General features: G+C 69.7%; 18 protein-coding genes. 9 read left to right on the forward strand and 9 right to left on the reverse strand.

The genetic code is table 11. From position 1 onward, the window contains the following. Positions 1–14 precede the first annotated feature (14 nt). Together G4D83_RS28095 and G4D83_RS28100 are read left to right on the forward strand one after the other, a co-directional pair. Complete coding sequence (locus G4D83_RS28095) at positions 15–377, forward strand: nuclear transport factor 2 family protein (RefSeq protein ID WP_163867930.1); 363 nt, start codon at positions 15–17, stop codon at positions 375–377. A 49-nt stretch (positions 378–426) separates the two neighbouring features. Continuing rightward, positions 427–768 carry a hypothetical protein gene (locus G4D83_RS28100; RefSeq protein ID WP_163867931.1) on the forward strand — a complete coding sequence of 114 codons (342 nt, stop codon included), beginning with the start codon at positions 427–429 and terminating at the stop codon, positions 766–768. A 7-nt stretch (positions 769–775) separates the two neighbouring features. On the opposite strand, the gene sthA is transcribed toward G4D83_RS28100, so the two are convergent. The 3 genes from sthA to G4D83_RS28115 all read right to left on the reverse strand — a co-directional run bounded on the left by sthA (position 776) and on the right by G4D83_RS28115 (position 4,975). Next, complete coding sequence (sthA, locus tag G4D83_RS28105) at positions 776–2,182, reverse strand: Si-specific NAD(P)(+) transhydrogenase (protein ID WP_163867932.1); 1,407 nt, start codon at positions 2,180–2,182, stop codon at positions 776–778. A 49-nt stretch (positions 2,183–2,231) separates the two neighbouring features. Next, positions 2,232–4,079: a right-handed parallel beta-helix repeat-containing protein gene (locus tag G4D83_RS28110; RefSeq protein ID WP_240356691.1), complete on the reverse strand. Its 1,848-nt coding sequence runs from the start codon at positions 4,077–4,079 to the stop codon at positions 2,232–2,234. 89 nt (positions 4,080–4,168) lie between these two features. Next, entirely contained in the window at positions 4,169–4,975 is an 807-nt protein-coding gene (locus tag G4D83_RS28115) for a pseudouridine synthase (RefSeq protein ID WP_163867933.1), read from the reverse strand. Between the two features lie 150 nt (positions 4,976–5,125). Between G4D83_RS28115 and G4D83_RS28120 the strand changes: the two genes are divergently transcribed. After that, positions 5,126–6,130 carry an alpha/beta hydrolase family protein gene (locus G4D83_RS28120; protein ID WP_163867934.1) on the forward strand — a complete coding sequence of 335 codons (1,005 nt, stop codon included), beginning with the start codon at positions 5,126–5,128 and terminating at the stop codon, positions 6,128–6,130. Between the two features lie 31 nt (positions 6,131–6,161). Here the strand turns inward: G4D83_RS28120 and G4D83_RS28125 are convergent, their stop codons facing one another. Next, positions 6,162–6,512 (reverse strand): DUF2019 domain-containing protein, encoded by a 351-nt coding sequence (locus tag G4D83_RS28125; RefSeq protein ID WP_163867935.1) that lies wholly within the window; start codon positions 6,510–6,512, stop codon positions 6,162–6,164. Then, positions 6,509–7,867: a SitA5 family polymorphic toxin gene (gene sitA5 / locus G4D83_RS28130; RefSeq protein WP_163867936.1), complete on the reverse strand. Its 1,359-nt coding sequence runs from the start codon at positions 7,865–7,867 to the stop codon at positions 6,509–6,511. The genes G4D83_RS28125 and sitA5 overlap by 4 nt, the downstream gene beginning before the upstream one ends. 294 nt (positions 7,868–8,161) lie before the next feature. Between sitA5 and G4D83_RS28135 the strand changes: the two genes are divergently transcribed. Next, positions 8,162–8,746: a DUF2911 domain-containing protein gene (locus G4D83_RS28135; RefSeq protein ID WP_205522727.1), complete on the forward strand. Its 585-nt coding sequence runs from the start codon at positions 8,162–8,164 to the stop codon at positions 8,744–8,746. 101 nt (positions 8,747–8,847) lie between these two features. Here G4D83_RS28135 and G4D83_RS28140 read toward each other — a convergent pair whose 3' ends face one another. After that, positions 8,848–9,075 carry a hypothetical protein gene (locus G4D83_RS28140; RefSeq protein WP_240356693.1) on the reverse strand — a complete coding sequence of 76 codons (228 nt, stop codon included), beginning with the start codon at positions 9,073–9,075 and terminating at the stop codon, positions 8,848–8,850. A gap of 127 nt (positions 9,076–9,202) precedes the next feature. On the opposite strand from G4D83_RS28140, the gene G4D83_RS28145 reads away from it, so the two are divergent. Continuing rightward, positions 9,203–10,195: a DUF1028 domain-containing protein gene (locus G4D83_RS28145; RefSeq protein WP_163867937.1), complete on the forward strand. Its 993-nt coding sequence runs from the start codon at positions 9,203–9,205 to the stop codon at positions 10,193–10,195. Between the two features lie 112 nt (positions 10,196–10,307). Beyond that, positions 10,308–10,550 carry a hypothetical protein gene (locus G4D83_RS28150; protein ID WP_163867938.1) on the forward strand — a complete coding sequence of 81 codons (243 nt, stop codon included), beginning with the start codon at positions 10,308–10,310 and terminating at the stop codon, positions 10,548–10,550. Here the strand turns inward: G4D83_RS28150 and G4D83_RS28155 are convergent. Further along, positions 10,547–11,263 carry an RNA methyltransferase gene (locus tag G4D83_RS28155; protein ID WP_163867939.1) on the reverse strand — a complete coding sequence of 239 codons (717 nt, stop codon included), beginning with the start codon at positions 11,261–11,263 and terminating at the stop codon, positions 10,547–10,549. The genes G4D83_RS28150 and G4D83_RS28155 overlap by 4 nt on opposite strands. Positions 11,264–11,525: 262 nt before the next feature. On the opposite strand from G4D83_RS28155, the gene G4D83_RS28160 reads away from it, so the two are divergent. Continuing rightward, positions 11,526–17,270, forward strand: coding sequence for an alpha-2-macroglobulin family protein (locus tag G4D83_RS28160; RefSeq protein WP_163867940.1), 5,745 nt, complete (start codon positions 11,526–11,528; stop codon positions 17,268–17,270). 1 nt (position 17,271) lies between these two features. Beyond that, positions 17,272–19,644 (forward strand): penicillin-binding protein 1C, encoded by a 2,373-nt coding sequence (gene pbpC, locus G4D83_RS28165; RefSeq protein ID WP_163867941.1) that lies wholly within the window; start codon positions 17,272–17,274, stop codon positions 19,642–19,644. 46 nt (positions 19,645–19,690) lie between these two features. Here pbpC and G4D83_RS28170 read toward each other — a convergent pair whose 3' ends face one another. Next, positions 19,691–21,511: a CotH kinase family protein gene (locus G4D83_RS28170; protein WP_240356695.1), complete on the reverse strand. Its 1,821-nt coding sequence runs from the start codon at positions 21,509–21,511 to the stop codon at positions 19,691–19,693. A 320-nt stretch (positions 21,512–21,831) separates the two neighbouring features. Here G4D83_RS28170 and G4D83_RS28175 point away from each other — a divergent pair, with 320 nt between their 5' ends. After that, complete coding sequence (locus G4D83_RS28175; protein WP_163867942.1) at positions 21,832–22,299, forward strand: hypothetical protein; 468 nt, start codon at positions 21,832–21,834, stop codon at positions 22,297–22,299. Positions 22,300–22,365: 66 nt separating this feature from the next. On the opposite strand, the gene G4D83_RS28180 is transcribed toward G4D83_RS28175, so the two are convergent. Beyond that, positions 22,366–25,902 carry a PD40 domain-containing protein gene (locus tag G4D83_RS28180; RefSeq protein ID WP_205522728.1) on the reverse strand — a complete coding sequence of 1,179 codons (3,537 nt, stop codon included), beginning with the start codon at positions 25,900–25,902 and terminating at the stop codon, positions 22,366–22,368. Positions 25,903–25,926 lie beyond the last annotated feature (24 nt).

Raw genomic sequence — 25,926 nt, forward strand, 5'->3', positions numbered from 1 at the left:
GAGGGTTTCCAACCATGACTGCGAGCGAAAACTTCTCCGTGGCCAGAGCCTGGCTGCACGCCTTCAACGCCCATGACGTGGAGGCGCTGGTGGCGCTGTACGCCGAGGATTGTACCCACACCTCGCCCAAGATTCGGGTGCTGCATCCGGAGACGGGGGGGCTCTTGGTGGGCCGGCCGGCCCTGGCGAAGTGGTGGAGGGAGGCCATCGCCCGGCTGCCTGGCCTGCGCTACGAGGAGACGGCGCTGACGGCGGACGGAGAGCGCGTCTTCATGGAGTACCTGCGCCATGCGCCGGGTGAGGCGCCCATGCCGGTGGCGGAGGTGCTGGAGGTGCGCGGGGGCCGGATTGTCGCCTCGCGCGTGTACCACGGTTGAAACGGCCGCTGGCCCCGGGGAATGGGTTAGGGTGGCGCGGCCCAGGAGGATGGACGTGGCGACGAACCCCAGCGCATTCGACAAGGACTTCGGCTACCTGCTCCCCTTCCTGGACAAGGTGGCCGCCGCCGCGGCCGGGCTGCCGGAGGGCTCCGCCCGCGAGGAGCTGACGCGGCTGATGGCGGAGGAGAAGGTCCGCTGGCAGCGCGTCCAGGAGCTCCTGCGCGGTGCCTCCGGGAAGGCCGTGGAGTCTGGCGCCGCGACGCGCGCGCTGGCCCGGGCCTCCGCGGACGAGGTCCACGAGACGGCGCCGAGCCCCTCGGGGCTCACCGTGGGCAGCCTGAAGAGCGTGGGGAGCGTGGGGAATGTGAATCCCCCGCGCCGCCGCTGAAGCGGCTTCAGCCGGTGCCGCGCTTGAGGTGGTCCAACGCGTCGAACGTGGCCGCTTTGTAGGCCTCCGACAGCGTCGGGTAGTTGAAGCAGGTCTCGACGAAGAGGCGCGCGGTGGAGCCGGTGAGCATCGCCACCAGGCCCACGTGGATCAGCTCCGAGGCCTGCTCTCCGATGACATGCACGCCCAGCAGCTTCAGGCTCTCGCGGTGGAAGAGCAGCTTCAGGAGGCCGTACATCTCGCCGATGATCTGCCCGCGCGGGTTGGTGGCGAAGGCGGCGCGGCCGGCCACGTACGGCACCTTCTTCGCGCGCAGGCCCTCTTCCGTCTCCCCGGCCATGGAGACCTCGGGGATGGTGTAGATGCCGTAGGGCAGCACCGTGGCCAGGGCCTGCGGGCCCTCCAGGGTGAAGGCGTGCTCCACCGCGATTCGCGCCTGGTCCATGGAGGTGGAGGCCAGGGCGGGAAAGCCGATGACGTCGCCCACCGCGTAGATGTGGGGCAGCGCCGTCTGGAAGGTGGGGCCCACCTCCACCTGGCCGCGAGCGCCCAGCTTCACGCCGATGTCCTGCAACCCCAGGCCCGTGGTGTTCGCCGAGCGGCCGGAGGCCACCAGCACCTGGTCCGCGTCCACCTCCTCGCCCGAGGAGAGCGTCAGGCGGATGGGCGCCTCGCCCCCGGCGGGCACGTCCACCTTCTCCACCGTCTGGCCGAAGCGCAGGTGGATGCCGAGCGCCTCCATGCGCTGGGCGAGCAGCGCGGAGATTTCGTCGTCGAGGAAGGAGAGGAGCTCGGGCTTCACCTCCACCAGCGTCACGGGGATGCCCAGCGCGGCGAACATGCACGCGTACTCGCAGCCGATGACGCCGCCGCCCACGACGACGAGTGAGCTGGGCAGCCGGCCAATCTCCAGCACCTCGTCCGAGTCATGCACGCGCACGTCGCCGAAGGGGTACAGCGGCGGCCTGTACGGCGACGAGCCGGTGGCGATGAGGATGACGGAGCCGGTGAGGCGCAGGTCTTCCGCGCCCGGGCGGCTCACCCGCACGGTGTGCGAGTCCACGAACGAGCCGACCCCCTGAATCACCTGGACGCCATGCGACTGGAGGTTGTGGCCGATGCGCTCGCGCTCCATGCCCTTCACGCGGCGCTCGCGATAGAGGAAGTCGGAGACGGTGGCCGCGTGGCGCAGCGTCGTCTCCACGCTGTAGAGGCCCCGGGCCTTGAGGCCGGAGAGGTGCAGCGCCGTCTCCCGCAGCGTCTTCGAGGGCAGGGTGCCCGTGTTCGCCGCCGTGCCTCCCAGCACGGGCTCGCGCTCCACCACCGCGACACGCTTGCCCGCCATCGCCGCCTGCACCGCGCCCCACTCGCCGGCCGGCCCGGAGCCAATCACCACCAGGTCAAAGTCCACCATGGGGCGAAGGTACGCGAGGCCACGCGCCCTTTGAAGTCGAACCCGTCTGTCAGGGGCGAGGGCCATAGGCGGGCAGGGGGGCGCCGACTTCGTGGGCCCCCAGGTCCGGTGCCGCGCCGCTGAAGCCGTCGTTGATGTTGGGCAGGGGGGCTCCCGCGTTCTCCACCGCCGAGCCCGCGCGCGGGCGCAGGTCCGGCGCCGCGTACAGCGTCATGGGCGCGGCGGGGTAGGCGACGGACGCGGCGAAGGCGCCGAGGTCCACCTGCACGGCGTTCTTCTCGGTGGTGCTGGCGCGCAGGGCACTCAGGCCGGTGAGGGCGCTGCCCGCCCAGGTGGCGGTGAAGTTGCCGGACGTGGTGCCGAAGCCGTCGTGGTCCAGGTTGGCGCTCGCCGTCACCAGGTCGGGGATGTAGAGCACGCGCCCGTTGGCGTTGCCGCTGCTGTAGCCGTTGAAGGAGCCGCCCGGTCCGCCGAGGAACAGGTTGTTGCGGGTGTAGAGGTTCGCCACGGGCCTGCCGGCGGAGATGTCGAGCCCATCCCCGTGCTTCACCACGGTGTTGTGCAGCAGCACGTCGCCGGAGCTGCCCCGGTACAGTTTGAAGGCGACGTGCACCGCGTTGTAGATGGCGTTGCGGACGAAGTACGTGGGGCCGCCCAGGCTCGGCTGGGACGACAGGGCGATGAAGTTGTTGGTGAGGCGGTTGCCGACAATCCGGCAGTTGTGGAAGCAGAAGTCCGCCTCCACGCCGTCGTCCGCGTTGCCGATGAGGTCGTTGTTCAGGATGTCGATGCTGTACTGGTCCACTGCGGCGTCGTCCTCCATCAGCGAGATGCCGTCGCGGAACCCGGTGACGCGGTTGTTGAGGATGACGTGCCCCGGGCCCGTGACGCAGATGCCCTCGCCCTGGTTGTCGCCGCTGACGCCGAGCGAGGACTCCGCCCACTGCGTGACACCTGTCACCACGTTGTCGGCGATATAGGCGTTCTCCGCGCGCAGGAAGGTGACGACGGCGTCGCCATTGTTCGCGGTGGTGGCGTTGACGGTGGAGCGGGTGAGGACGAAGTGCTTCGAGCCGTTGAAGCGGACGCGGCCGTTGATGGTGAGCCGGTCGAAGTGGACGTAGCTCTGGTTGAACAGGTTGATGGGGCCGGTGAGGACGGTGCCGGTGGTGCCTCGCAGGACGATGGGCTTGCCCTCGGTGCCGCTGCGAGACCAGTCGAAGGCGCTGTAGGTCCCCGCGGCCAGCTCCAGGATGTCGCCCGGCTGCGCGCTGGAGGCGACGGTGGTGAAGGTGGCGGGTGTCACGGCCTTGATGGGCGCGCCCGCCATGGGAGCGGGCACCCCGCGCGTGGTCGCCGTGGCGGTCCGCGTGGTGGTGCCTCCCTCCGGGTCCGTGAGGGTGAGCTCCAACTCGTAACCCGTGCCGGGCTGGAGGCCGAACACGCTGCCGGAGTGACGCAGGCCCCAGCTGAAGCCCTCGTTGGTGCCCGCCGGGATTCGACGCAGGGGGAGCGCCTGCCTCCAGGGGCTCGTGCCGGTGGGACGGAAGCGGACGGAGACGACGCCGTTGGCGTTGGCGTCACCGGTGAAGGCCCACTCCACCGTCAGGTGGTGCAGCGTCGGGAAGGGGAGGGTGATGGCCCCGGGGACGGTGGCGTCGGCGCTGTTCGTCCCGCCATCGGGGGCGATGGTTCCGCTGTCGGGGTGCGCATTCGAGCCCCCATCCGGCTCGGACACGGTGCCGCCGTCCTCGCGGGTGCCACTGTCGACGGGGCCTCCGGAGCCGTCGGGCGTGCCGGGCCCCGCGTCGTCCTGGGTGTCGTCGTCACTTCCGCCACATGCGATGCACAGCAGCAGCAGGACAGCCCAGGACCTTGGCCGGAGGAGAGCGTTCATGCGCCGGGATTCTGCCCGGAGCGTGGACTCACCGCGAGCAATGCCGGTGGCGCGGCAGGTGCGTCAGCCGTCGCCGTGGCACGACGATGTCACTCGCTCGGTGGGGGCCGTCCCGAGTAGCGCAGGCCCTCTTGGATTTCCTTGTCGTCGAGGAGGCGGAAGGTTCCCTCGGGGATGTCGGTCAGGTCGATGCCGCCCACGGCCTCGCGGTGGAGGGCGCGCACGGGGAGGCCCACGGCGCCGAGCATCCGCTTCACCTGGTGGTGGCGGCCCTCGGTGAGGGTGACCTCCACGGTGTGCTCGTCGCGGATGCGCACGATGGCGGGGCGGGCGGGGCCGTCGTCGAGCGTCATCCCCTGTCGGAGGGGCTCCACGCGTTCTTCGTCGGGGGTGCTGAAGACGGTGGCCACGTAGCGCTTGGGCAGTTGCGTGTCCGGGGAGGTGGCGTGGGCGACGAACTTGTCGTCATTGCTGAAGAGCAGCAGGCCGGTGGAGTCCACGTCGAGGCGGCCCACGGCGTGCCACGTGTATCCGGCCAGGTCGGGGGGGAGCTGGCGCAGGAGCACCTCGAAGACGGTGCCGGTGCGGTGCTGGGACACGGTGGAGGACAGCACGCCCGCGGGCTTGTGGAAGGCGAGCACGCGGGTGGCGGGGGCCGACAGCGGGATGACCTTGCCGTCCACGCGCACGACGGAGCCGGGGGGCACGGGCGCGAGGGGCATGAGCGCGACGCGGGCATTGATGGTGACGCGGCCGGCGCGGATGGCGTCGTCGGCCTCCTTCTGCGGGAACACGCCTGCTCGGGCGAGCGCGCGCGACAGCCAGTCCGGCTTCTCCTTGCCCTCCCAGCGCTGGTGTTGCTGTGGGGGCTTGGGCTTGTCGTACTTGCGAGGCATGGGCTTCCAGGGGGCAGGTGACGCGGGGGCGGGTCTCGAGCACCGGGTGTCGTGGACCCGCCGCGAGGGCGGCGTCATATCATCACCCGTTGCCCGCCGTGGCGCATCTCGCCGCCGCCGTCCGGGGGCGGTCGTCGTAGAGTCGCGGGCATGACCTCGCGTGTCGGAACACCGCCTGTCCGGGATGAAATCCGGATGCATCCACTGGATGGCTTCGTTGCCTCGCTGGCGAGTCACTCGCTGTTCTGTGACGGCTGGGGGGACGAGCAGGCATTCACGGGGCCGGGGCTGTCGGACCGGCTCTGTGCCCTGCCTGGCCCGCTCGCGATGAGCTGGGAGGCGGAGCAGACGCGAGGGCGGCGGTGCTTCCGGGATGGCGCGTTCGATTCGCCCTGGGCGGCGCTGCCTCCGGAGGTCCGTCGCGGAAGGGTGCGGTGGTACTCCTCCAGGCGAGGCCGTGGGCGCGATGCGTGCGTGGTGCTGGCTTCGTCGCGAGACGAGGGGTTCCGGCTGAGGACGTGGCTCTTCGCGGCGCTGGTCGACGAGGGAGTGGACCTCTACTTCCTGGAGAATCCCTTCTACGGGACGCGCCGGGCGACGGGGCAGAAGGGGCCGCACATCCGCACGGTGAGCGAGCAGTTGAACATGAACATCGCGAGCATCGAGGAGGCGCGGGCGCTCGTGGCGCATGCGAGGCGGGAAGGGTACGAGCGCGTCGGGGTGGCGGGGTACAGCATGGGGGGCTACATGGCGGCGCTCGCGGCGGCGACGATGCCGGAGCCCGTGGGGGTCGCGGCGCTCGCGGCGGGAGCCTCGCCCGCGCCCGTGTTCACGAAGGGCGTGCATGGGCGCTCCATCGACTTCAAGAAGCTGGGAGGCTCGCCGGATGAAGCGGCGGCGCGGCTCCGGCTGGCGACGATTCTGGACGCGGCGAATGCGTGTCTCTTGCCGCCGCCCGCGAAGCCGAGCGCCGCCGTCATCGTGGCGTGCGCGAGGGATGCGTTCGTCCCGATGTCCGAGGCGCGGGCGCTTCATGCCCACTGGGCCGGAAGCGAACTGCGCATCCTGGACGCGGGGCATATCTCAGCGCTCTTCACGTCAGGAGCGGCGCTGCGCGGAGCGATACGTGACGCGGTTCATCGCTCAGGGGAGTGACGATAGCCAGAGGGGCTCAGGTGTCGCGCGCTTACTCCGGGTCGAGCGCCCAGGTGCCTTCTTCCCATTGCTGCAGCACCTGCTGGGCTTCAAAGGGCACCAGTCCCTTGCCCTTGGCGGCTTCGTCAAGAACCGCCTTCGCTTCAGCCGTCCGGTAACGAAGCAGATGCGCGGCGGCCGTGACACGTACATCCATGCGCTCATGGGTGAGCAGGACAAGGAGGGCATCACGTCCCGCGTTTCCATGGGCCAGGAGCTTGTCGACGGCGGCACCGTACTTCCTGGCGTGCTTGTTCCCAGTCTTGGCATCACCCTGGAAGATGGCATCGGTCTGCGCCGCTACGTTCAGCGCGAACTGCTCGACCAGTCTTTCCAACTTCATTGCCAGCGCCCCTCCGCCACATTCTCAATAGCCCGCAGCCCGAACTTGCGTTGGGCCTCGTATGACTGTGTGCTCAGCCATTGTCGCACGGTCAAAGTGCTGGAGCCCGTGATGATACGCCGGATCGATGAGTAGAAAGCGCTGACGTCGGTGTGCAGTGCCTTGTCCAGCGGGATGACGTTCTCGGTGTTGTGAATGCTTTGGGGGCCGAACTGCTTCACGTTGCCCGGGGTCTGTTCGACGATGTGATGCCACTGCTTCCCTGGGCCCGCTGGTCCCATGGCCTTCTTGAAGCCACTGAACGTTTCCCAGGCCCTGAAGCCAGTGGGTTGAGCCTTGGCCGTGGTACTGCCACCTGTGCTTCTGGCAGTCATTGCCACTGCGCCGGGTACGAGGGCGATGGTGACGGACTCCGCACTCATTGCCACCGTTCCTACGCCCGCGACCGCCGCGAGACGGATGCCCATTTGTGCTTCGGCCTGCACCGCCGCCTGCGCGGCGCCGGGGAGCATAGGCACCTTCGACCCAAGCCCCGCCGCAGTGTTCCCAATGGCGACCGTGGCCAACATGGCGAACGCGCGTGCCGCGTTGCGGCCCATGACCTTGCCGTAGCGCCCCCCTGCATCGCGCAGTTCGTCAAACGTGGTGGCTTGCTCCGCCTCCTCCACCAGTCGCTTGAAGCCCACGATGAGGCTCCAGAATGTATCGACCCCCACATAGGCAATGAGGGAGGCGGTCATCACGGCGGCCGCGCCCTTCGAGAAAGGCTCGGGCACGGCGAGCAAGATCATGTACGTGGTCCACGTCCAGAGAACCGCGGACATCATGGCCTGGGGGTTGGCCATGTCCTTGAACGCGTCCATCATCTCGTCCATCACCGCGCCCTGGGCCAGGGCCATCGCCAGGGCGTAGCGGCCATCCCCTGTAATGGAGGGGTTCTCCTCCAGGAGTCGCAGGCAATCGCCGGGTTTGTTCGCGTGCTCGCACCAACGCAGGTAGGCGCGCGTCAACTCAACCTCTGTCGCGGGAAGCTCGCCATCCAGGTGTTCGCCCGTGCCCAGAGGGATGACGCGGTGAGTGCGTGCCTCGTAAAGGTATGAACCGCTGCGCGAATCCATCTCGAACAGCCGCCGGGCCGCTTCCTGGGGTCGACTGGGAGGCCGCGCACTCCGGGCTTGCGCTTCTACGGCCTCAACGAAGTCGTCGTCGTCCAGGTCCACCGGCGCGGCATTGTTGCTGCGTGGGGTGAGGACGATGGGCTCGCCGTGGCCCATATGCAGGCGCACGGACTTCATGGTGCCGCTGCATCCAGCCAACAGCGCGAGCAATACGGGAATCGACCAGCGTGACAGCATATGGCGCCTTCATGGCACTGGACCCCTTCCTTGGGGTCCGTCGTCGATGGAAGACCGAGCACTACTAGATAGCGCTGAAATATGCTCCGAACTGGCGCGGTCCACTTTGGGGCGAAGGGCTCGAGGACCTCTCCGCGTCATACGGTGAGGTGGGCACGCATGGCCGCAGCGCAACCGGGTTGGTGGACAGGAGACGCGGGTCAATCGCCTCCGCCCTCACTGACCGGAATTGCGGCTAGGGTGGCGCCGGGTCCTGTTTCCTCCGGGCCCCATTCACACGCAAAGGACGCCCCTATGACGAACCGTCGATTCTCGTGGCACCTGAGCATCCCCGCCCTCGCCGCGCTCTTCCTCCTCGCGGCCACGCCCGCGGCGGCCCAGAAGTCGATTCCTCCGGAGAAGGCTCCCGTCAGTCCCCTCGCCATGACGGCGAAGAAGTTGGACGACAACACCTACGTGAAGGTGACGTACAACTCGCCCCGCATCCAGGACCCCAAGACGGGCGAGAAGCGCCAGGTCTTCGGCAAGCTTGTCCCCTATGGCGAGGTGTGGCGCCTGGGCGCGAACCAGGCCACGGAGCTGACCACCACGGGTGACATCGAACTCGCCGGCAAGAAGCTCGCGGCCGGCACCTACGCGCTCTTCGCCATTCCCCAGGCCGACAAGTGGACCCTCATCGTCAACAAGGATGTCGGCCAGTGGGGCGCGTACAAGTATGACAAGTCGAAGGATGTGCTGCGCGTGGACGTGCCCGCGAAGAAATCCCCGGACACCTACGAGGCCCTCACCATCACCCTCGATGAGAAGGCCCCCGCGCTCAACTTCGCCTGGGAGAACACCCAGGTCTCCGTCCCCGTGAGCGTGGCGAAGAAGAAGTAGTCGCTACAGCCGCGGAGCCGGGTGCGGAGCCGCGCCCGGCCCGCGGTCACGAAGTAGGGGCATCACGAAGTCGCACGGGTCCTGAACGCCTTTCGAACCCGCTACTCGCGCCGAATCGTGTCCGGGTCCTCGCCCTCTGACACGCCCGGAGTCTTGCCCGGTTCATCCTGTGGCATCCGGCGCTCTTCCTCCTGCGCTTCGCCCTCCGCCTTCTTCGGCGTTCGGCCCGGAGCCTCCTCCTCGCGCTCATCCTTCCTGGGCGGCTGGATACCACCGCGCCCCGGTTCGTCGTCGCCCACCACCATCGACTCGTAAGGCATGTGATCCATGCGTCCCCCTCTCGTGGGTTCAGGACTCCTCCCGAAAGGTAGGGCCGTCCCCCGGGCGTGCCGCGTCGGGCCTTGCGGTCGCCCGCCCGCTCGCCCACCCTGCGCGTCCTCGCCCGCAGGAGCCGCCATGTCCCGACTCGCCGTCTGCCTCGTCCTCCTCTCACTCACCGCCGTGGCCGCCGAGCCTCCCTCCACCCCGCGCCGTCCCGTCCACACGTACTCCATCGTCGCCAGGGACCCCGTGACGGGAGACCTGGGCGTCGCCGTCCAGTCCCACTGGTTCTCCGTGGGCTCCGCCGTGCCCTGGGCCGAGGCCGGCGTCGGCGCCGTGGCCACCCAGTCCTTCGTCGACCCGTCCTATGGCCGCCTGGGCCTCGAACTCATGCGCGCGGGACGCAGCGCGCCCGATGCCCTCAACGGCCTGCTCGCCGCCGACGCCGCCAACAGCGTGCGCCAGGTCGCCATGGTGGACGCGCAGGGCCGCGTCTCCGCGCACACCGGCAAGAGCTGCATCGCCGCGGCCGGCCACGTCGTCGGCGAGGGCTTCTCCGTCCAGGCCAACATGATGGACAAGGCCACTGTCTGGCCCGCCATGTCCCAGGCCTACCGCGAAGCCAAGGGCGACCTCGCCGAGCGCATGCTCACCGCGCTCGAAGCCGCCGAAGCCCAGGGCGGCGACATCCGGGGCAAGCAGTCCGCCGCCCTCATCGTCGTCTCCGCGAAGTCCACCGGCCGCCCCTGGATGGACCGCCGCTTCGACCTGCGCGTCGAGGACCACCCGGAGCCCCTCAAGGAACTCCGCCGCCTCGTCACCCTCCAGCGCGCCTACAACTTCATGAACGAGGGAGACCTCGCCCTGGAGCGCAAGGACACCGACGGCGCCCTCGCCGCGTACGCCTCGGCGGAGAAGCTCGCTCCCGGAAACGCGGAGATGATCTTCTGGCACGCCATCTCCCTCGTCGGCGTGGGCCGCGTGGACGCCGCCCTCCCGCTGCTCCAGCGCACGTACGCCGCGGACCCTCGCTGGCGGGAACTCGTCCTCCGGCTGCCCGCGGCCGGGCTCCTTCCGGAGGACCCGAAGCTCCTCTCACGGCTGACCGGCCCCAAGCCCACGAAGTGAGCCGCTCAGGGAGCGAGCACCCGAGCGTTGGGGATTCTTCTCGGGGGGACAGCGGGCGCGAGCGCTTGTGGCCACCGAGCTCGATGGAGAGGTTCTCCTGACGAGGACACTCATGCGCTTCCCCCTGACCCCATTGCTCGCGTTGGTCGTCCCGTTCATGGCGCTGGCACAGGTGCCTCAGGACATGTCCCTGTCCCCCGCGGAATCCAGCGGCCCCAGCTACTGGTACTGGGTGGCCCTGCTCGTCATCGCCGCGGCCGTCTTCGCGTGGGTCGCGGTGCGCCTGTCGCGCAAGCACCGAGGCCCGCCCCCGTCGTCGTCGGCACGCCCCCGTCGCTCCGCCCGCACCCTCTAGGGGCCGCGCTTGCGCAGCGTGTGCAGCGCGGCCAGCCACAGCCGCGCCTCCTTGCGCGTGAGCCGTGAGCGGCGCAGGGGCGCGAACAAGTCCCTCAAGGCCGTGCGTCCCGGCTGCTCGTCGATGAGGAACCCACCCGAGCTGAGCACGCTCCCCAGCGTCGACTCCACCTGCGCCAGCTCCGTGTCCGTGGCCGCCACGGGCAGCGGACCCGGCGGCGGCGCATGCTCCGAGAGCGTGGCCACGCGGACCTCATAGGCATACAGCAGCACGGCCTGCGCCAGGTTGATGGACGGCTGCTCCGGCGCGGTGGGCACGGCGGACAAGTCATGGCACCGCTCCACCTCCGCGTTGGTGAGCCCGCTGCGCTCATCACCGAAGACGAGCGCCACCGTGCCCTGCGTCGCGCGCGCCACCAACTCCTCGCCCACCGCGCGTGGCGGCAGCCGTCGCTTGCCCTCCACCTTGCGCGAACTCGTCCCCACCACCCAGACGCAGTCGGCGATGGCTTCCTCCAGCGTGTCGGCGCGGCGGGCTCCATCAAGAACGTCCTCGGCATGGACCGCCAGCCGGCGCGCGGGCGTCAAATCCTCCACTTCGGGCGTCACCCACACCCAATCCGAGAGGCCACAATTCTTCAGCGCCCGAGCCGCGGCACCCAGGTTCTCCGCGTTGCGCGGACGCATCAGGACGAAACGGACAGGCGGCACCATGCGCGGGCCACCTTAGCGTCTTCCAGGGCGAGGGCCTGGGGCGTTGACCTGGGCACGGGCCCCTCCTATAGCGTGGCGGCATCGACCGCCAGGTGAGGACGCGGAGGCCACCGGGAGTGTGGCTCCGGGTACACCATGTGGGCTCGGGGACGCGTGGGGGTCGCGTTCCAGCCGTGGGCATTCGACCGCACCCCCCCTCGATTCCAGGCGTGCATGACGTCGGCACGTCACGTGAAGAACAGCTGGTACCTCCGGAGGAACCATGGGTTCGCAGTCCGCAGTCCTGACCACGCCGCATCGCGCGACACGCGCGGGCTGGCTCTTCGCCGTGCTGCTGGTGGGCACCTCGCTCGCGGGCTGTCAGAAGGAGAAGGAGCCCGCCACCCCACCTCCCCCCGTCACCACCCAGGCCCCGAGCACGCCGGCGTCCCTCGGCGGCAGCGCGTCCGCCACGCCGCCGGTGCCCGTCAAGCCGGAGGCCGTGACGCCCATCATCAGCGCGCCGGGCTCGGACACCGTGCTGCCCCAGGGCGTCGTCATCGAGCTGGCCCGCTCGCTGCGCCCGCCCGACCATGAAGTGAAGGCGGGCACCGTCGTCACCCTCTCGCCCCGAGTCTCCGGCAACCTGCAGTGGAGCGGACCGTCCACGCTCACGTTCAACGCCGCCGGCGCCGGCTTCTCCTTCGAGACCGAGTACACCGTGACGGTGGAGTCGGTGGAGACCGAGGCCGGCGTGGTGAAGCCGCCCTCCGAGGGTGCGTGGACCCACCGCTTCACGACGCCGTCGTTCCACTTCCTCCGCGTGGAGCCCAAGCAGGCCGACCTGCTCAAGAACCGCATCGAGGTGGACATCGCGTTCTCCGGCCCGGTGGACACGGGCGCCCTCCGCTCGCGCGGCGCCTTCGATGTGGGCGGACAGTCCATCAGCGACGTGAAGTGGCGCAACGTGCCCGGCAAGCGTGACGTCGTCACCGCGCAGCTCGGCCACCCGGGGCTCAAGGGCGGGGCCACCGTGCGCTTCGTCCTCAAGGCGGGGCTCGTCTCGGCGTCGGACGCGAAGGCGCGCGCCCCCGCGGCGGAGTCCTCCTTCGTCCTGCGCGGCGGCAAGCGCATGGACATCACCGGCATCACCCGCCAGAGCGGAGCCTCCGGGCACTACCTGGAGGTCAGCTGCCGCGACGTGGACATGGCCGCGCCGCCCAGCCCCCGTCAGAACCAGGACTACGACGAGTACTACTGGGACTCGAACAACCGCGGCTGCATCCTGGACGACGCCACGGCAGAGGCCTCCATCCACCTGGCGCCGCCGGTGAAGGTGTCCGTCGCGCCCTCGCGGCGAGGCTTCCGCATCTTCGGCGACTTCAAGCGCGGCACGTACTCGCTGCGCATCGCCGCGGGGACGACGTCGACGGGCAATGGCACGCTGCTGTCCGACTTCGAGGAAGGCGTCTCCATCCCCGCCCGCCAGCCGCAGCTCTCGTTCTCCTCGGCGGGGCGCTACCTGCCGCGCGGCGCCTGGCGCAACCTGCCGCTGCAGCACCTCAACCTCGACAGCGTCGAGCTGACCATCCGCAACGTGCCGCCGGAGAACCTCGTCTTCTGGATGAGCGACGACCAGCGCGAAGTGGCCGACGAGCGCACGTCCAACGTGGTGGTGAAGAAGACGCTGTCCCTCCAGTCGCCGCAGGACACCCTGGCCACCACCTACGTGGACGTGGCCACCCTGGTGCCGTCGACGACGCGCGGCCTCGTGGAGGTCTCCGTGAAGCGCAATGAACTGGAGGCCGCCTCGCGAATCCTCCTCACGGACCTGAGCCTCGTGGCCAAGAGAGGCGGCCCCGCGCCCGGCACCACGGACCGGGGCGAGGTGTGGGTCTGGGCGCTCGGAATCGAGAGCACCGACCCGGTGTCCGGCGTCGAAGTCTCCCTCGTGAAGAAGAGCGGCCAGGCCGTGGACCGCTGCGTCACCAAGGGCGCGGAGGGGTGCATGCTCAAGGTGCCCGCGGCGGGCGCGGACGACAGCGAGCCCTTCGCGCTCATCGCCCGTCAAGGCGAGGAGCTGACGTACCTCAAGTACAGCGAGCTCAAGATGGAGATCGCCAACTCGGACGTGCAGGGTGAGCCGTACCGCTCCGAGAAGGCCTACCGCGCCTCCATCTGGTCCGACCGGGGCGTGTACCGGCCGGGAGACACGGCGCACGTCGCCGCGGTGCTGCGCGGCCAGGATGACCTGGCTCCGCCCGCGGGCATGCCCGTCGAGCTGGTGGTGGTGGACCCGCGCGAGCGCGAGCTGAAGAAGGTGCCGCTGAAGGCCAACGAGGCGGGGCTCGTCGCGCTCGACCTTCCGTTCGAGGCGTTCCAGGACACGGGCCGCTACCGCGTGACGCTGAAGGTCGCGGACCGCGAGGTGGCCTCCTACGCCTTCAGCGTGGAGGAGTTCGTCCCCGAGCGCATGAAGGTGACGGCGACCACCGAGGCCCCCGGCTACGTGCAGGGCGTGGAGCTGCCCGTCGCGGTGGAGGCCGCCTATCTCTTCGGTGGCTCGGCGGAGGGAAGCCCGGTGGAGCTCAACTGCCGGCTCTTGCCGTCGGACTTCAAGCCGAAGGAGAACGGCCAGTTCACCTACGGCCTGTGGCGTCAGGACGGCAAGGAGCCGCGCCCCGTCACGCTGGGACAGGCCAAGGGCGCGCTGGACGCGAAGGGCCAGACGGTCCTCAACTGCCCGGCGCAGGCGGCCATGGGCGGACTGCGCGGCGCCGCGAAGCTGAGCGCGCTGGTCAGCGTCTTCGAGTCCGGCAGCGGTCGCTCCACGGTGAACGAGGCCAGCGTGCCCGTGCACCCGGAGCGCTACTACGTGGGTATGCAGGCCAGCGTGGGGAAGGTGAAGGCCGGCAAGCCCTTCACGGTGAACGGCGTGGTGGTGGACTGGGACGGCAAGGTCCTCGCGTCCGGCTCCGTGGCCCCCAAGTCGGTGGAGGTGGAGTACGTCCGCCTGGAGGAGGAGTACGGGTACTACTACGACGAGTCGGAAGGGTATGACCGCTACCAGCGCTACCTGCGTCCGATTCGAGAGGGCAGCGCCACGGCGAAGGTGTCGGGGGGCCGCTTCTCCCTCAACGTGACGCCGGGCGGAGACGCCGCGGGCTACCTGGTGCGCGTGCGCTCCGGCAATGCTCAGACGGACCTGGAGCTGGAAGGTGAGGGTCGCTACTACTGGTGGGGCGAGGGCTCGCGCGTGGACCAGACGCCGCGTCCGCTCAAGCCCACCTCGCTGGACGTCGCGGTGCCGGCGCTGGCTCGCGTGGGCCAGCCCATCACCGTGAAGGTGAAGGCCCCGTACAAGGGCCGGATGCTGTTCACCGCGGAGACGGACCGCGTGCTCGCCACCGAGTGGAAGGCCGTGGAGCCGGGCGAGGTGGCGTGGACCTTCACGCCCAAGCAGTTCGCGCCCAACGTCTACGTGAGCACCTTCCTCGTGAAGGACCCGCATCTGGAGTCGCGCGAGGCGTTCATGCCGGACCGCGCCTTCGGCGTGGCCAACATCACGCTGGAGCCCGTGGACTTCACCCAGTCGGTGACGCTGAACGTGCCCAAGGAGGTCCGCTCCAACGACACGCTCAACGTGGAGATGGATTTGGGCGCGCTGGAGGGGCCGACCTTCGCCACGGTGGCGGTGGTGGACGAGGGCATCCTCTCCCTCACGCGCTTCCAGAGTCCGGATCCGCTCAAGCAGATCTTCACCAAGCGCGCCCTCGGCGTGGGCACCTACGAGACCATCGGCTGGACGCTGCTGGTGCCGCCTGGCGGCAACTCGCGCTCCACCGGCGGTGACGCGGAAGGGGACGCGAGTGGCCGGGTGCAGCCCGTCAAGCCCGTGGCCCTGTGGAGCGGCGTGGTGCTGGTGCCGGCCAATGGCAAGCTGCGCCTGCCCTTCCAGATTCCGCAGTACCGGGGCGCGGTGCGGGTGATGGTGGTGACGGCGGGGCCCAAGCGCCTGGGCCGCGCGAGCGCGCAGGTGCTGGTGAGAGACCCGCTGGTGCTCCAGACGACGCTGCCTCGCTTCCTCACGCAGAACGACGAAATCCAGGTGCCCGTCTTCGTCACCAACCTGTCCGGCAAGCCGCAGGACGTGAAGGTGACGCTGGGCGCGGAGTCGCTGCCGGTGCCCGGGCTGACGATGCCCGCGACGGCGACCTCTCCGCTCCAGCTCCTGGGCAAGAGCGAGGGCCGGGCCCGGCTGGAGGATGGCAAGTCGACGACGTTCGTCTTCCAGGCTCGAGCGGTGCAGGCCGTGGGCGCCGCGCGGCTGAGCGTGGTGGTGGAGGGCGGAGGCTACACGTCGAAGGAGACGTTGGATGTGCCGCTGTCCCCGGCGGGTCCCCGCGAGCGGCGGGTGCAGCGCATCGAGCTGGCGCAGGGCGTGACGGACCTCTCCCAGTACCTCCAGGGCTGGGTGCCGACGACGGAGCGCTCCACGCTGTGGGTGACGGCCAATCCCTATGCGCAGTCGCTCCAGCACCTCTCGTACCTGGTGCAGTACCCCTATGGCTGCATCGAGCAGACGACGTCCTCCACGCGCCCGCTGCTCTTCGTGTCGGAGCTGGTGGACAACGTGGACCCGTCGCTGACCCGTGAGGGCTCGGTGGGGGACATGGTGCTCGCGGGCATCAACCGCGTGCTGTCCATGCAGACGTCCTCGGGCGGCTTCGGCTACTGGCCCGGCTCCACGGAGCCGGTGGACTGGGGCACCGCCTACGCGACGCACATGCTGCTGGATGCCCAGAAGCTGAAGTACCCCGTGTCGCAGGAGCGGCTGAACGACGCGATTACGTGGATGGGCAACCGCATGAGCGCCTACGAGGGCCAGTCGGCCGTGCGCCTGAACGGGCAGGTCGACAGCGAGGAAGCCTACATGCACTACGTGCTGTCGCTGTCCGGCAAGGGCCGCAAGGCGCGCATGCTGAAGCTGGTGGAGGCGCTGGCGGAGAAGTCGAAGAAGGGCGCGCTGGGTGGCCAGGAGCGTGAGGTCGACTACATGCTCAAGGCCGGGCTGTGGCTCGCCGGAGACCGCCGCTACGAGAAGGAGCTGCGCACCCCGGACCTGTCGCCCGTCACCGACGAGCGCCACAACAACTGGTCCTTCTATTCGGACCGGCGGCGCCGGGGCTTCATGCTGAGCACCTACCAGGACCTCTTCGGCAACAACGCCGACGGCGAGCCCCTGGCGGCCATGGTGGCCCAGTCGCTCCAGGCGCACTCGAGCAACTGGTACACGACGCAGGAACTCGTGTGGGGAATCACGGGCCTGGGCAAGCGGCTGCAGGGCGCGGCCTCCCAGTTCACCGCGCCGGTGCTGACGGTGGAGGGCAAGGAGGTGGCGGCCCCGAAGGCGAAGGACGCGCGCGGCTCCGACCGCACGTGGTCCCTGGCGCGGGCCAGCGAGCGCAAGCAGCTCCAGCTCGATGTGAAGTCCAAGGACTCGGGGAAGCTGTACCTGGTGCTGAGCAGCGAGGGCGTGCGTGCGGACGGGCAGCCGCGCACGGGTGGGGAGGGTCTCAAGCTGACCCGCACCTATCGCAAGCAGGACGGCTCGGAGCTGGACCTGAAGTCGTCGCCGCTGGCGCTGGCGGAGCTGGTGTACGTGGAGCTGGAGCTGAAGAACGCCACGGGTGAGCGGGTGCAGAACATCGCCCTGGTGGACCGCCTGCCGGCGGGCTGGGAAATCGAGAACGCGCGGCTGGGTCGCGGGGGCTCGGTGGACTGGGTGGCGGCCGACGCGCTGTGGACGCCGGACTACGTCAACATCCGCGATGACCGGATGGAGGTCTTCGGCGCGCTCGGCGCGGGTGAGGCGAAGAAGATTGTCTACGCGGTGCGCGCGGTGACGGCGGGAGCCTTCACCCTGCCCACGGCGGAGGCCGAGGCGATGTACGACCCGCGCATCTGGGCGCGCGAGGCGGGCGGCACGGTGCAGGTGTCCGGCCCGTGGAAGGACAGCCTGCTCTGACATGCGCCGCGCTCGTCACCTCCTGAAGAAGCTCGGATGGTTCGCCGTGGGGCTCGTCGGCCTCGCGGCGCTGGGGGTGGCGGCGGCGTGGTGGCTGCCGCTGCCGTCGCGGCTCTCCTCACCGCCCTCGGTGGTGCTGGAGTACCGCGACGGCACTCCGGCGCACGTCTTCCTCGCGCCGGACCAGCGGTGGCGCATCGCCGCCCCGGCGGAGCGCATCGACCCGGCCTACGTCCGGGCCCTGCTCGCGCTGGAGGACAAGCGCTTCTATTCCCACCCGGGCGTGGACCCGCTCGCGGTGGCGCGCGCCGCCGTGCTCAACCTGACACGGGGGCGCCGGGTGTCGGGCGCGTCCACGCTGACGATGCAGTTGGTGCGCATGCTGGAGCCGCGCCCTCGCACCTTCACCTCGAAGCTGGTGGAGTCCTTCCGCGCGGTGCAGTTGGAGCTGCGGCTGACGAAGCAGGAGGTCATGGGCGCGTATCTCCAGTTCGTTCCGTACGGGCGCAACGTGGAGGGCGTGGAGGCCGCGGCGCTCGCGTACTTCGGCCACACGGCGGCCCACCTGAGCCCGGCTGAAATCGCCACGCTGCTGGCGGTGCCGCAGAACCCCAACCGTCGCTTCCCCACGCCGGAGAACCGCGCCCGCCTGCGCGCGGCCCGGGACGACGTGGCCCGAAGGCTGCTGGAGGCCCATGCCCTCCCACGCGGCCCCGAGGGCGCGACGGTGACGGATGCGCAGGTGCTGGCGGAGGTGCACGCCTCCGCCGCGCCGCTGGAGCTGAAGCCCTTTCCCCGCGAGGCCCCTCACGCGGCGGTGTGGCTGCGGGCACAGCGCCCGGGGCTGACGCGGCTGCGCACCACGCTGGACGCGGGCACGCAGCGGTTGGTGGAGCGGGTGATGCGGGACGGGTCGAAGGACCTGTCGTCGCGAGGCGTGCACAACGGCGCGGCCGTGGTGGTGGAGCGCGAGCGAGGCGAGGTGCTCGCGCTGGTGGGCAACTTCGACTTCTTCGACGAGAAGCACGGCGGACAGATTGTCGGCTTCGCCACGCCGCGCTCCCCGGGCTCGGCGCTCAAGCCGCTCCTGTACGCCATGGGCATCGACCTGGGCCTGGCGGGGCCGGAGCAGCTCGTGGCCGACATCCCCATGTCGTATGGCGGCTATTCGCCGCGAAATTTCGACGGCCGCTTCCTGGGCCTCGTGCGGCTGGAGTACGCGCTGTCCCAGTCGCTCAACATGCCCTTCGTGCGGCTGCTGGAGCGCGTGGGCGTGGAGCGCTTCCTGGGCGCGCTGCGGACGTCGGGGGTGACGAGCCTCATCTCCGAGCCGGGCCACTACGGCCTGTCCGCCGCGGTGGGCGGCATCGAGCTGACGCCCCTGGAGCTGGCGGGCGTGTACGTGGCGCTGGCGGGAGATGGCCGCACGCGTCCGTTGCGCCTGTTGGAAGAAGGGCAGCCGGTGGCGTCGCCCGTGGAGGTCATGTCTCCGGGGGCCGCGTGGCTCACGCGCAAGGCGCTGTCGCTGAAGGACCGGCCGGACTTTCCGGAGCGGCGCCGGCTGACGGGCCTGCCCGCGCGCGTGCACTGGAAGACGGGGACGAGCTTCGGTCACCGGGATGCGTGGGCGGCGGGCTCGGGGCCCCGGCACACGGCGGTGGTGTGGCTGGGCAACTTCGACCACACGCCGAGCGTGCACCTGGTGGGCGCGGACGCGGCGGGCCCGCTGCTGTTCGACATCCTGGAGGGCGTGGGTCCCCGAGGGCGCTCGCTGCCGGAGGATGAAGTGACGCCGCCGGAGGACCTGATGCGCGTGGAGGTCTGCGCGTACTCGGGCCACCTGCCGACGGACGCGTGCGTGCAGCGCAAGGAGGTCTACGCGCGGCGCTCGGCGGTGCCCACCGCGCACTGCCCCTACCACCAGCACATCGAGGTCGACGTGGCCTCCGGGCTCGCGGTGGGGCCCACGTGCCGCGCGGGGCGGAAGACGGAGTCACGGGTGTTCGTCACCTGGCCCGCCACCATCCGCCGTTGGCTGGAGGAGCAGCACCGTCGTCTGCCGGAGCCCCCGTCGTTGGCGCCCGGCTGCGAGCTCGGTGGTGAGCGCGCCGCCCCCACCATCGTCTCGCCCGCGCAGGGCCACATCGCGCTGCTGATTCCCGGAGTGCCTCCGGAGCAGCAGGAGATGCCGCTGGAGGCTGAGGCCTCGCACGAGCGCGCGCTCACCTGGTTCGTGGACGGCGCGCTTTTGGGCACCGCGCGCGCCGATGAGCGCATGTGGTGGAAGCCCTCGGTGGGCTCCCACGAAATCCTCGTCACGGATGACCGGGGACTCAGCGCCAAGCGCACGCTCCTCGTCCGCGAGCGGCGCTGACCGAATCGCCCTGAGCGCGCGTCCCTCGTCGACGCGCGCGCTCCGCTCAGCGGACCTCCCAGCCCTTGTCGCCGCGCTCGTACTGCTGCCCCGCGCGCAGCGCGCCGTAGAAGAGGAAGTCCTTCACGCCCACGACGGACTTGCCGTCGAACAGGCCCAGCTCTCCCTTCGGCGGCAGCCGGATGCCCAGCTCGGAGGCCTTCAGGCGCACCTTCCCGCCCGGGGCCACCGTCACGTTCGGCAGCACCGCGCCCACGGGCGTCGTCACCTGGGTGGGCACGTGCTCACTCCGCGCCAGGCTCACCCTCAGGTTCGTGGTCAGCACCATGCCCTGGAGCGACAGCGCCACGGCGCCCCGGTTTCCCACGTCCACCCAGCCCTCCACCGGGTCGAACGCCTCGAACACCAGCGTGGGGCGCTGCGCCTGCATCCGCGTCCAGTCCTTCTCCACGAAGGCCCGGCGCTCCTTCACGTAGCGCTTCATGTAGTCGCGACCCGCCTTGAACTGCGCGTAGTCGGTGTACGGAGCCCCATTCATGTGCGGGTCGATGAGCGCGTGCATCGCGTCGATGTACGGGTTCATCACCTCGGGCTTGAACAGCTCGTCCAGCGCCTTGTCGAGCCGCGCGCCCAGCCGCTCACGCAGCTCGGGGTTCGCCAGCACGCGCGTGCCCAGGTTGGAGAAGACGGGCAGATAGCCGGGATAGGACTGCGTCTCCGTCTTGCGCTGCAGGTACATCTTCTCCGTCCACGCGTCCGTCAGCGTGAAGTTGAACAGCGGGTGGCGCATGTTGGCGGAGCTGGTGCTCATGCCCTCCGCGGGGTTGAGGTACCACCAGCGCGCGTCCACGTTGTTGAGGTCCCAGGGCACGTAGGACCACTTCGCCACGGCCCGGTCGTAGATGAAGTAGCTCTCCGAGTCCTCCACGAAGTTGTTGGACATCAGCGCGTCCAGCACCATGGAGCGCAGGTAGTGCTCCAACTGGAGGTGCTTCTCCAGCGCGGCGGCGAACTCGGGCTCCGGCGTGTAGTTGATGACGTCCAGCATGGCGAAGAGCCCATCGTCCGGCTGCTGCTCGTTGGTCTTCTTCGTCCAGTCACCCTGGTAGGGCACCTTCCACGTCTTCAGCTCGCAGTCCTTCCAACCGCACCGGTAGATGGTGGCGTCGTCGTCCGCGAAGGCATGGGCCTTGAGGAAGGCCTTGTTCACCTGCTCGATATCCAGGAACACGCCCTCGTACTGGCCATTGAGCTTGAGGCGCACGAAGGTCGCCTTGGACGCGGGCACGCGCATCGCGGCCATCAGGTCGAACGCCATCTTCTCCGCCAGCAGCGTCGCATCCGCGAACTCGGCCACGAGGTTGAGCGACGTGCGCCCCTCGAAGCGCACGTCCTTGTCGAAGCTCACGTTCCAGCTCTTCTTGACGAAGAAGCGCGCGGAGGCCCCGCGCAGGCGCACCTTCACCTGGTACGTCTTCCCGCCCGCCTTGAAGATGGCGTCCTGCTCCGGCGTCCACACGTCCGCCTCGAACTTCTTCATCGCCTCCTCGGGGATGATGAGCTCGTACTCGGGCACGCTCGCCTGCAAGGTCGGCATGACGAAGGGCCGCTGGGCCTCCGGCGTCACCGGCGGAGGCGGGTCGACGGGAGGCGGATCCACCGGAGGAGGATCGACAGGCGGCGGGTCCACCGGAGGAGGGTCGACGGGAGGCGGATCCACCGTGCCGGGCGGTGAAGGTTGCTCGATGGGAGGTGGCTGGGTGATGGGCGAGGGGGGGGCTCCAGAACCGCAAGCCCACAGCCACATCACCGGAAGGCAGAGCAAGAGTCGTGAGCGCGTCATCTCCAGGTGTTGAGCAAGGCTCATGCCTCACGAAGGCAGACGTGCGACGCCTGAAAGTGAACGATGCCAGTGCCCCAAGACGCCGTGGGGCGGGTAGTTGATGAAAGGGATTTCCCTTCCTGGGCCGGTCATTTGCTTCACCCTGGAGGGCAGGGGACCCGTCGACCCCCGTGCCGGCGTGGAGCTTCGCGAGGGGCCACCACGTCGTACGCGAGCCTCCCTGGTGGGGCAGGCGGGCAGGCAAGGAAGCCGTCTTCCCTTCTTCCCTCCGCTGTTCCCGACACGGAGCGTCGGGCCTAGCTTCTAGAGGAAGAGGGGAGCGCCGCGACAGGGAGACGCCCGCGATGGAGACCTGGAACCAGTCGTCTGATTCCGCCCGCAGTCACACGCCGTTGATGGTGAACCGTCGTATCGACGAGCATGTGGAGGCATGCGTGCGGCACATGGCGACCCATGCGGACCGCCCGGAGATGAGCCGCTACCTCCAACGCCTGGAGCGCGAGTGGGACCTCAACCGCGCCGTCATGGTGGGCACGGCCGCGCTGGGCGCGCTGGGCCTGCTGCTGGGCAAAAAGGATGGCGGCCGGTGGCGGGCGCTGAGCGCCGTGGCCGCGGGAGTCCTCCTCCAGCACGGCGTCTTCGGCTTCGGGCCCTTGTCCGCTCCCTTGCGCGCGCTGGGCATCCGCTCGCGCCGGGAAATCGACCTGGAGAAGTTCGCCATCAAGGCGCTGCGCGGTGACTTCGAGCGCATCCCCAATGACGGCGGGCCCATGGCCAAGGCCAACGCGGCGCTCGTGGCCGCGCAGTCCTGACGCCGCGCCTCGCTGCCTCGCCAGCCCCCGCTCACCCGATGAAGGGAGCGGGGGCGGCTCGTCGCCTCAGTGCCGGGGCGAGGTGTAGCCACCGCCCTGCGCCGGCATCAGCGCCGGAGAGGACGGCTGGACGGCGCCGTTCGTCGCGCCGGTGTCCGCCTGGTCGAAGAAGCCGTTGAGGCCGGCGATGCCCAGCGAGAAGTTCGTCACCCAGCCGGAGTCCGGCTTGCCTGCCTTGGCGCCGATGTCGAACGGCTTGGCGAAGTGCAGCCGCAGCAGCAGGGGCCCCAGCGCCAGGTTCACACCGACGACGGCGTTGAGCACCCGGTGGTTCCACAAGTCGTCGCCGCCGTTGCCCACGCCACCCACGTCCATCGCCGCGATGGCCTCCAAGTCACTCAAGAAGGCCACGCGGATGATGTCGTTGAGGGGCAGCTGCAGCTCCAGCGTGGAGTAGACGAAGTTGCGGCCGAGCAGCCACCGCTCGTCGCCGAAATTCACCCCGCGCAGGGTGTCGAACGACGACAGGAAGTAGGAGCGCGCGTAGCGTCCGCCGAGCGTCGTGCCCGCGCCGCCGCGCAGGAAGATGTTGGTGCGGCCGTAGATGGGGAAGTAGCGCTCGGCATCCAGGCGCAGGTTGCCGTAGGCCTCGCTGTCGAACGGTTGCACGCCCAGCGTCATCTCCAGCAGCGCGGAGCTGCCCGACAGCGGGCCGGTGGCGTAGTGGTACTTGAGGCTGTCGTAGCCCACCTGGCCGCTGACCTCGGTCTGGAAGCGGATGGCGCCGTTCTTCGCGTTCCACTCCGACAGCAGCTCCCGGTTGGCCTCGTTGCGGTCCGGGAAGAACAGGCGGAACTCGGTCTGGTCGTCGAGGAAGTACTTGGTTCCGCCCATGCTCAAATCGCCCTGGACGAAGAAGAACGTACTGAGCGGATAGCGCAGGCTGCCGAGCGCGCCGAAGAACCGCTCCGCCGACGTGAAGAAGACAGGCGAGTTCTCGAACGTCTGGTCCACGCGGAAGCGCAGCGACTGGAACAGACCGCCGCCCCACGTCGTCCGGCCCGCGTCGTTGATGTACAGCATGTAGCCGTCCGTCAAATCGAAGCTGCCGTACACCGCCAGGGTGAGGATGAACTGGTGGTCCCTCATCCGGTCACTCGCCGCCGCGAAGAGCTGACCGACGAAGCCGCCGCCGCCCGCGCCCGCGAAGCCGAAGATGGGGCCGAACTCCAGGTTCTTTCGCGCGAAGGGCTCGTACGCCTGCGCATCCGTGAGGGGGCGCACCGCCAGCGGGTTGGGCGGCTCGGGCGGAGGCTCCGCCGGCACGTCCAACGCGAGCATGCGCGGCGGCCTGAGCACCGCGGGCTTCCGCTCACCCGACACGTGGAAGAGCATCCACAGGCCACCCTCGGGGCCCGCACCCGGCTCGAAGACGCCGGTGGTCAGGTCCGTGCGGCGGACGATGCGGCCGTCCGCCATCAGCTCGTGCAAATCCGAGCTGCTGTTGTTGAAGGCGGTGAAGAACACGCGGCCGTCGGCCAGGGCCAGCGGGTCCGCGTGGTCCCTCTCCTCGCTCGTCAGCCGCTCCACCTGGCGGGGCGCGTCCAGCTTCACGCGGAAGAGGTTGAACTTGCGGTGCGACGTGGCGTCCGACGTGAAGACGATGCCCGCGGGGCCCCACGTCACCTGGCGCTCGGAGAACACGTCGTCGGTGAGCTGCAGGGGCTTGGCGTCCGGGTTCGCGTTCAGGTCGATGACGTAGATGTCGCGCAGGCCCTCGTCCTTGATGCCGATGAAGGCCACGTAGCGCCCATCCGGCGAGAGGGCCGGCGAGTACGCCGCCAGGATGCCGTGCTTGTCGATGCGGTACGCCTTGCGGTCGCCCACGTCCAACTGCACTGTCGTGCCCACCTCCCGGTCGATGCCGGTGCGGATGGGGTTGCGCCGCACCAGCACGTCGTTGGCGCGCTTCTCCACGGTGTGTTTGTAGTCCTGCACGTAGATGACGTCGCGGCCGGTGATTTCGGCGATGAAGGCCAGCTTGTCCTTGGACAGCGCGAAGCTGCGGCCGGAGATGGGGTGCAGCGACTCCACGCCGGGCACGCCGTCACCGGCGACCTTCTCCGACTTGTCAGGCGCGCGCGGGTCCATCAGATACAGCCGGCTCTCACCCGTCTCGGGGACGATGGTGCGCATCGCCAGGACTGTGCCGTCCGGCGAGCTGGCCATGGCGGTGATGTAGCCGGGCGCCTTGTCGAGCAGGTCCAACGCGGGCGCGGACTGCTCCGAGCCGAGGTACGTCTTGTACGCCCGGCGCTTCAGCCAGTTCTCGAACCGCGCGGACACACGCTTCGGATCATCTCCCGTCAGACGCTCCAGCAGCTCCTCGAACTTGATGGACGGTGAGTCCTTGGAGCCGCCCACCAGCCGGGGCGCGTCCTCCAGCACGCGCTGGATGAAGCCCTTGCCGTACTCCTCCTCCAGGAAGGCCACGCGCACCTGGCCGACCTTGTAGATCCACAGGTAGCCGTAGGGCCCGGGGGAGAAGAAGTCGAGGAAGGCGTAGCCCTTGTAGAGGTCCGGGTTGACGAGCAGGTCGCGGACGAGCATCTCCGCCTCGGGGTCCATGCCCCGCTTGGCGTAGAACTCGGCGATACCTTCGATGAACCACAGGGGAATCGCCTGGAGGGGGTCGCCGAACACCTTGGCCTGCTCGGCCACGGTGCGGACCTTCTGGATGGTGAACTGGTGCGCCAGCTCGTGGGTGGAGATCTCCTCGAAGAGGCGGTGGTCACCCAGGTACGGCAGGGTGAGCTTCAGGTCCTCCGTGCTGGTGACGCCCAGGGTGCCCTCGGACAGCGGGAAGAGGTTCGTCTGCAGGAACTCCTGGTAGCTGCTGTAGAGGATGTACGGGAAGGTCTCCGTGGGGACGTACTGGAAGGTGTCCACCAGGTACCGGTACGCCTCTTCGATGAGCGGCGCGGCGCGCTCGGCGACCACGCGCTCCCGCTCGTAGAAGTAGAAGCGCACGCCGCCGGCCTTGGCGCCGAGCGTCTTCGCATAGGTGTAGCTGAACCCACCATCGGGACTGCCGCCCAGGGCCGGGCCGCTGCCCAGCGCGGGGCCGCTGCCTGTCCCGCCATCGCCCAGGAAGCTGCTCAGGGGCGTGCCGCCGTCATCGCCGACCGCCGCCGTCGCGCCTGACGGGGGCGAGCCTCCGTCATCGTTGCCCGCGAGGGCGCCCGGAGGGGTGCCCCCGTCCTGCTGCTCCGCGAGCAGGGGCGGAGGGCTGGTGGACGGCTCGGAGCCGCTGGGGGGACCCGCGGGGACAGACTTGGTGTCGCCGGTATCCGGATGGGTGGTGGGCGCGTCCGGGTTGGCGCCGCCCTGGGCACCGGGCGGCTGCTCATGCGCCGTCCTCTCCGGAGGCTTGGCGACTCCGGTGGCGGCGGGGCCCACGAGGATGTCGACGTGCCGCCACTCGAACTCGAAGCTGTTCACCGGCGTCTTGCCCGGGCGACGAGGCACGACGAAGACCTGGGCCAACGCCAGCCCCGGGAGGAGCAGGGTCAGCGCGGCGGCAGCGAGGAGACGGGGGTTCACGAAGGTCACCTCAGGGGTGGGGTA

The organism is Myxococcus eversor, assembly GCF_010894455.1.
Lineage (GTDB): Bacteria > Myxococcota > Myxococcia > Myxococcales > Myxococcaceae > Myxococcus > Myxococcus eversor.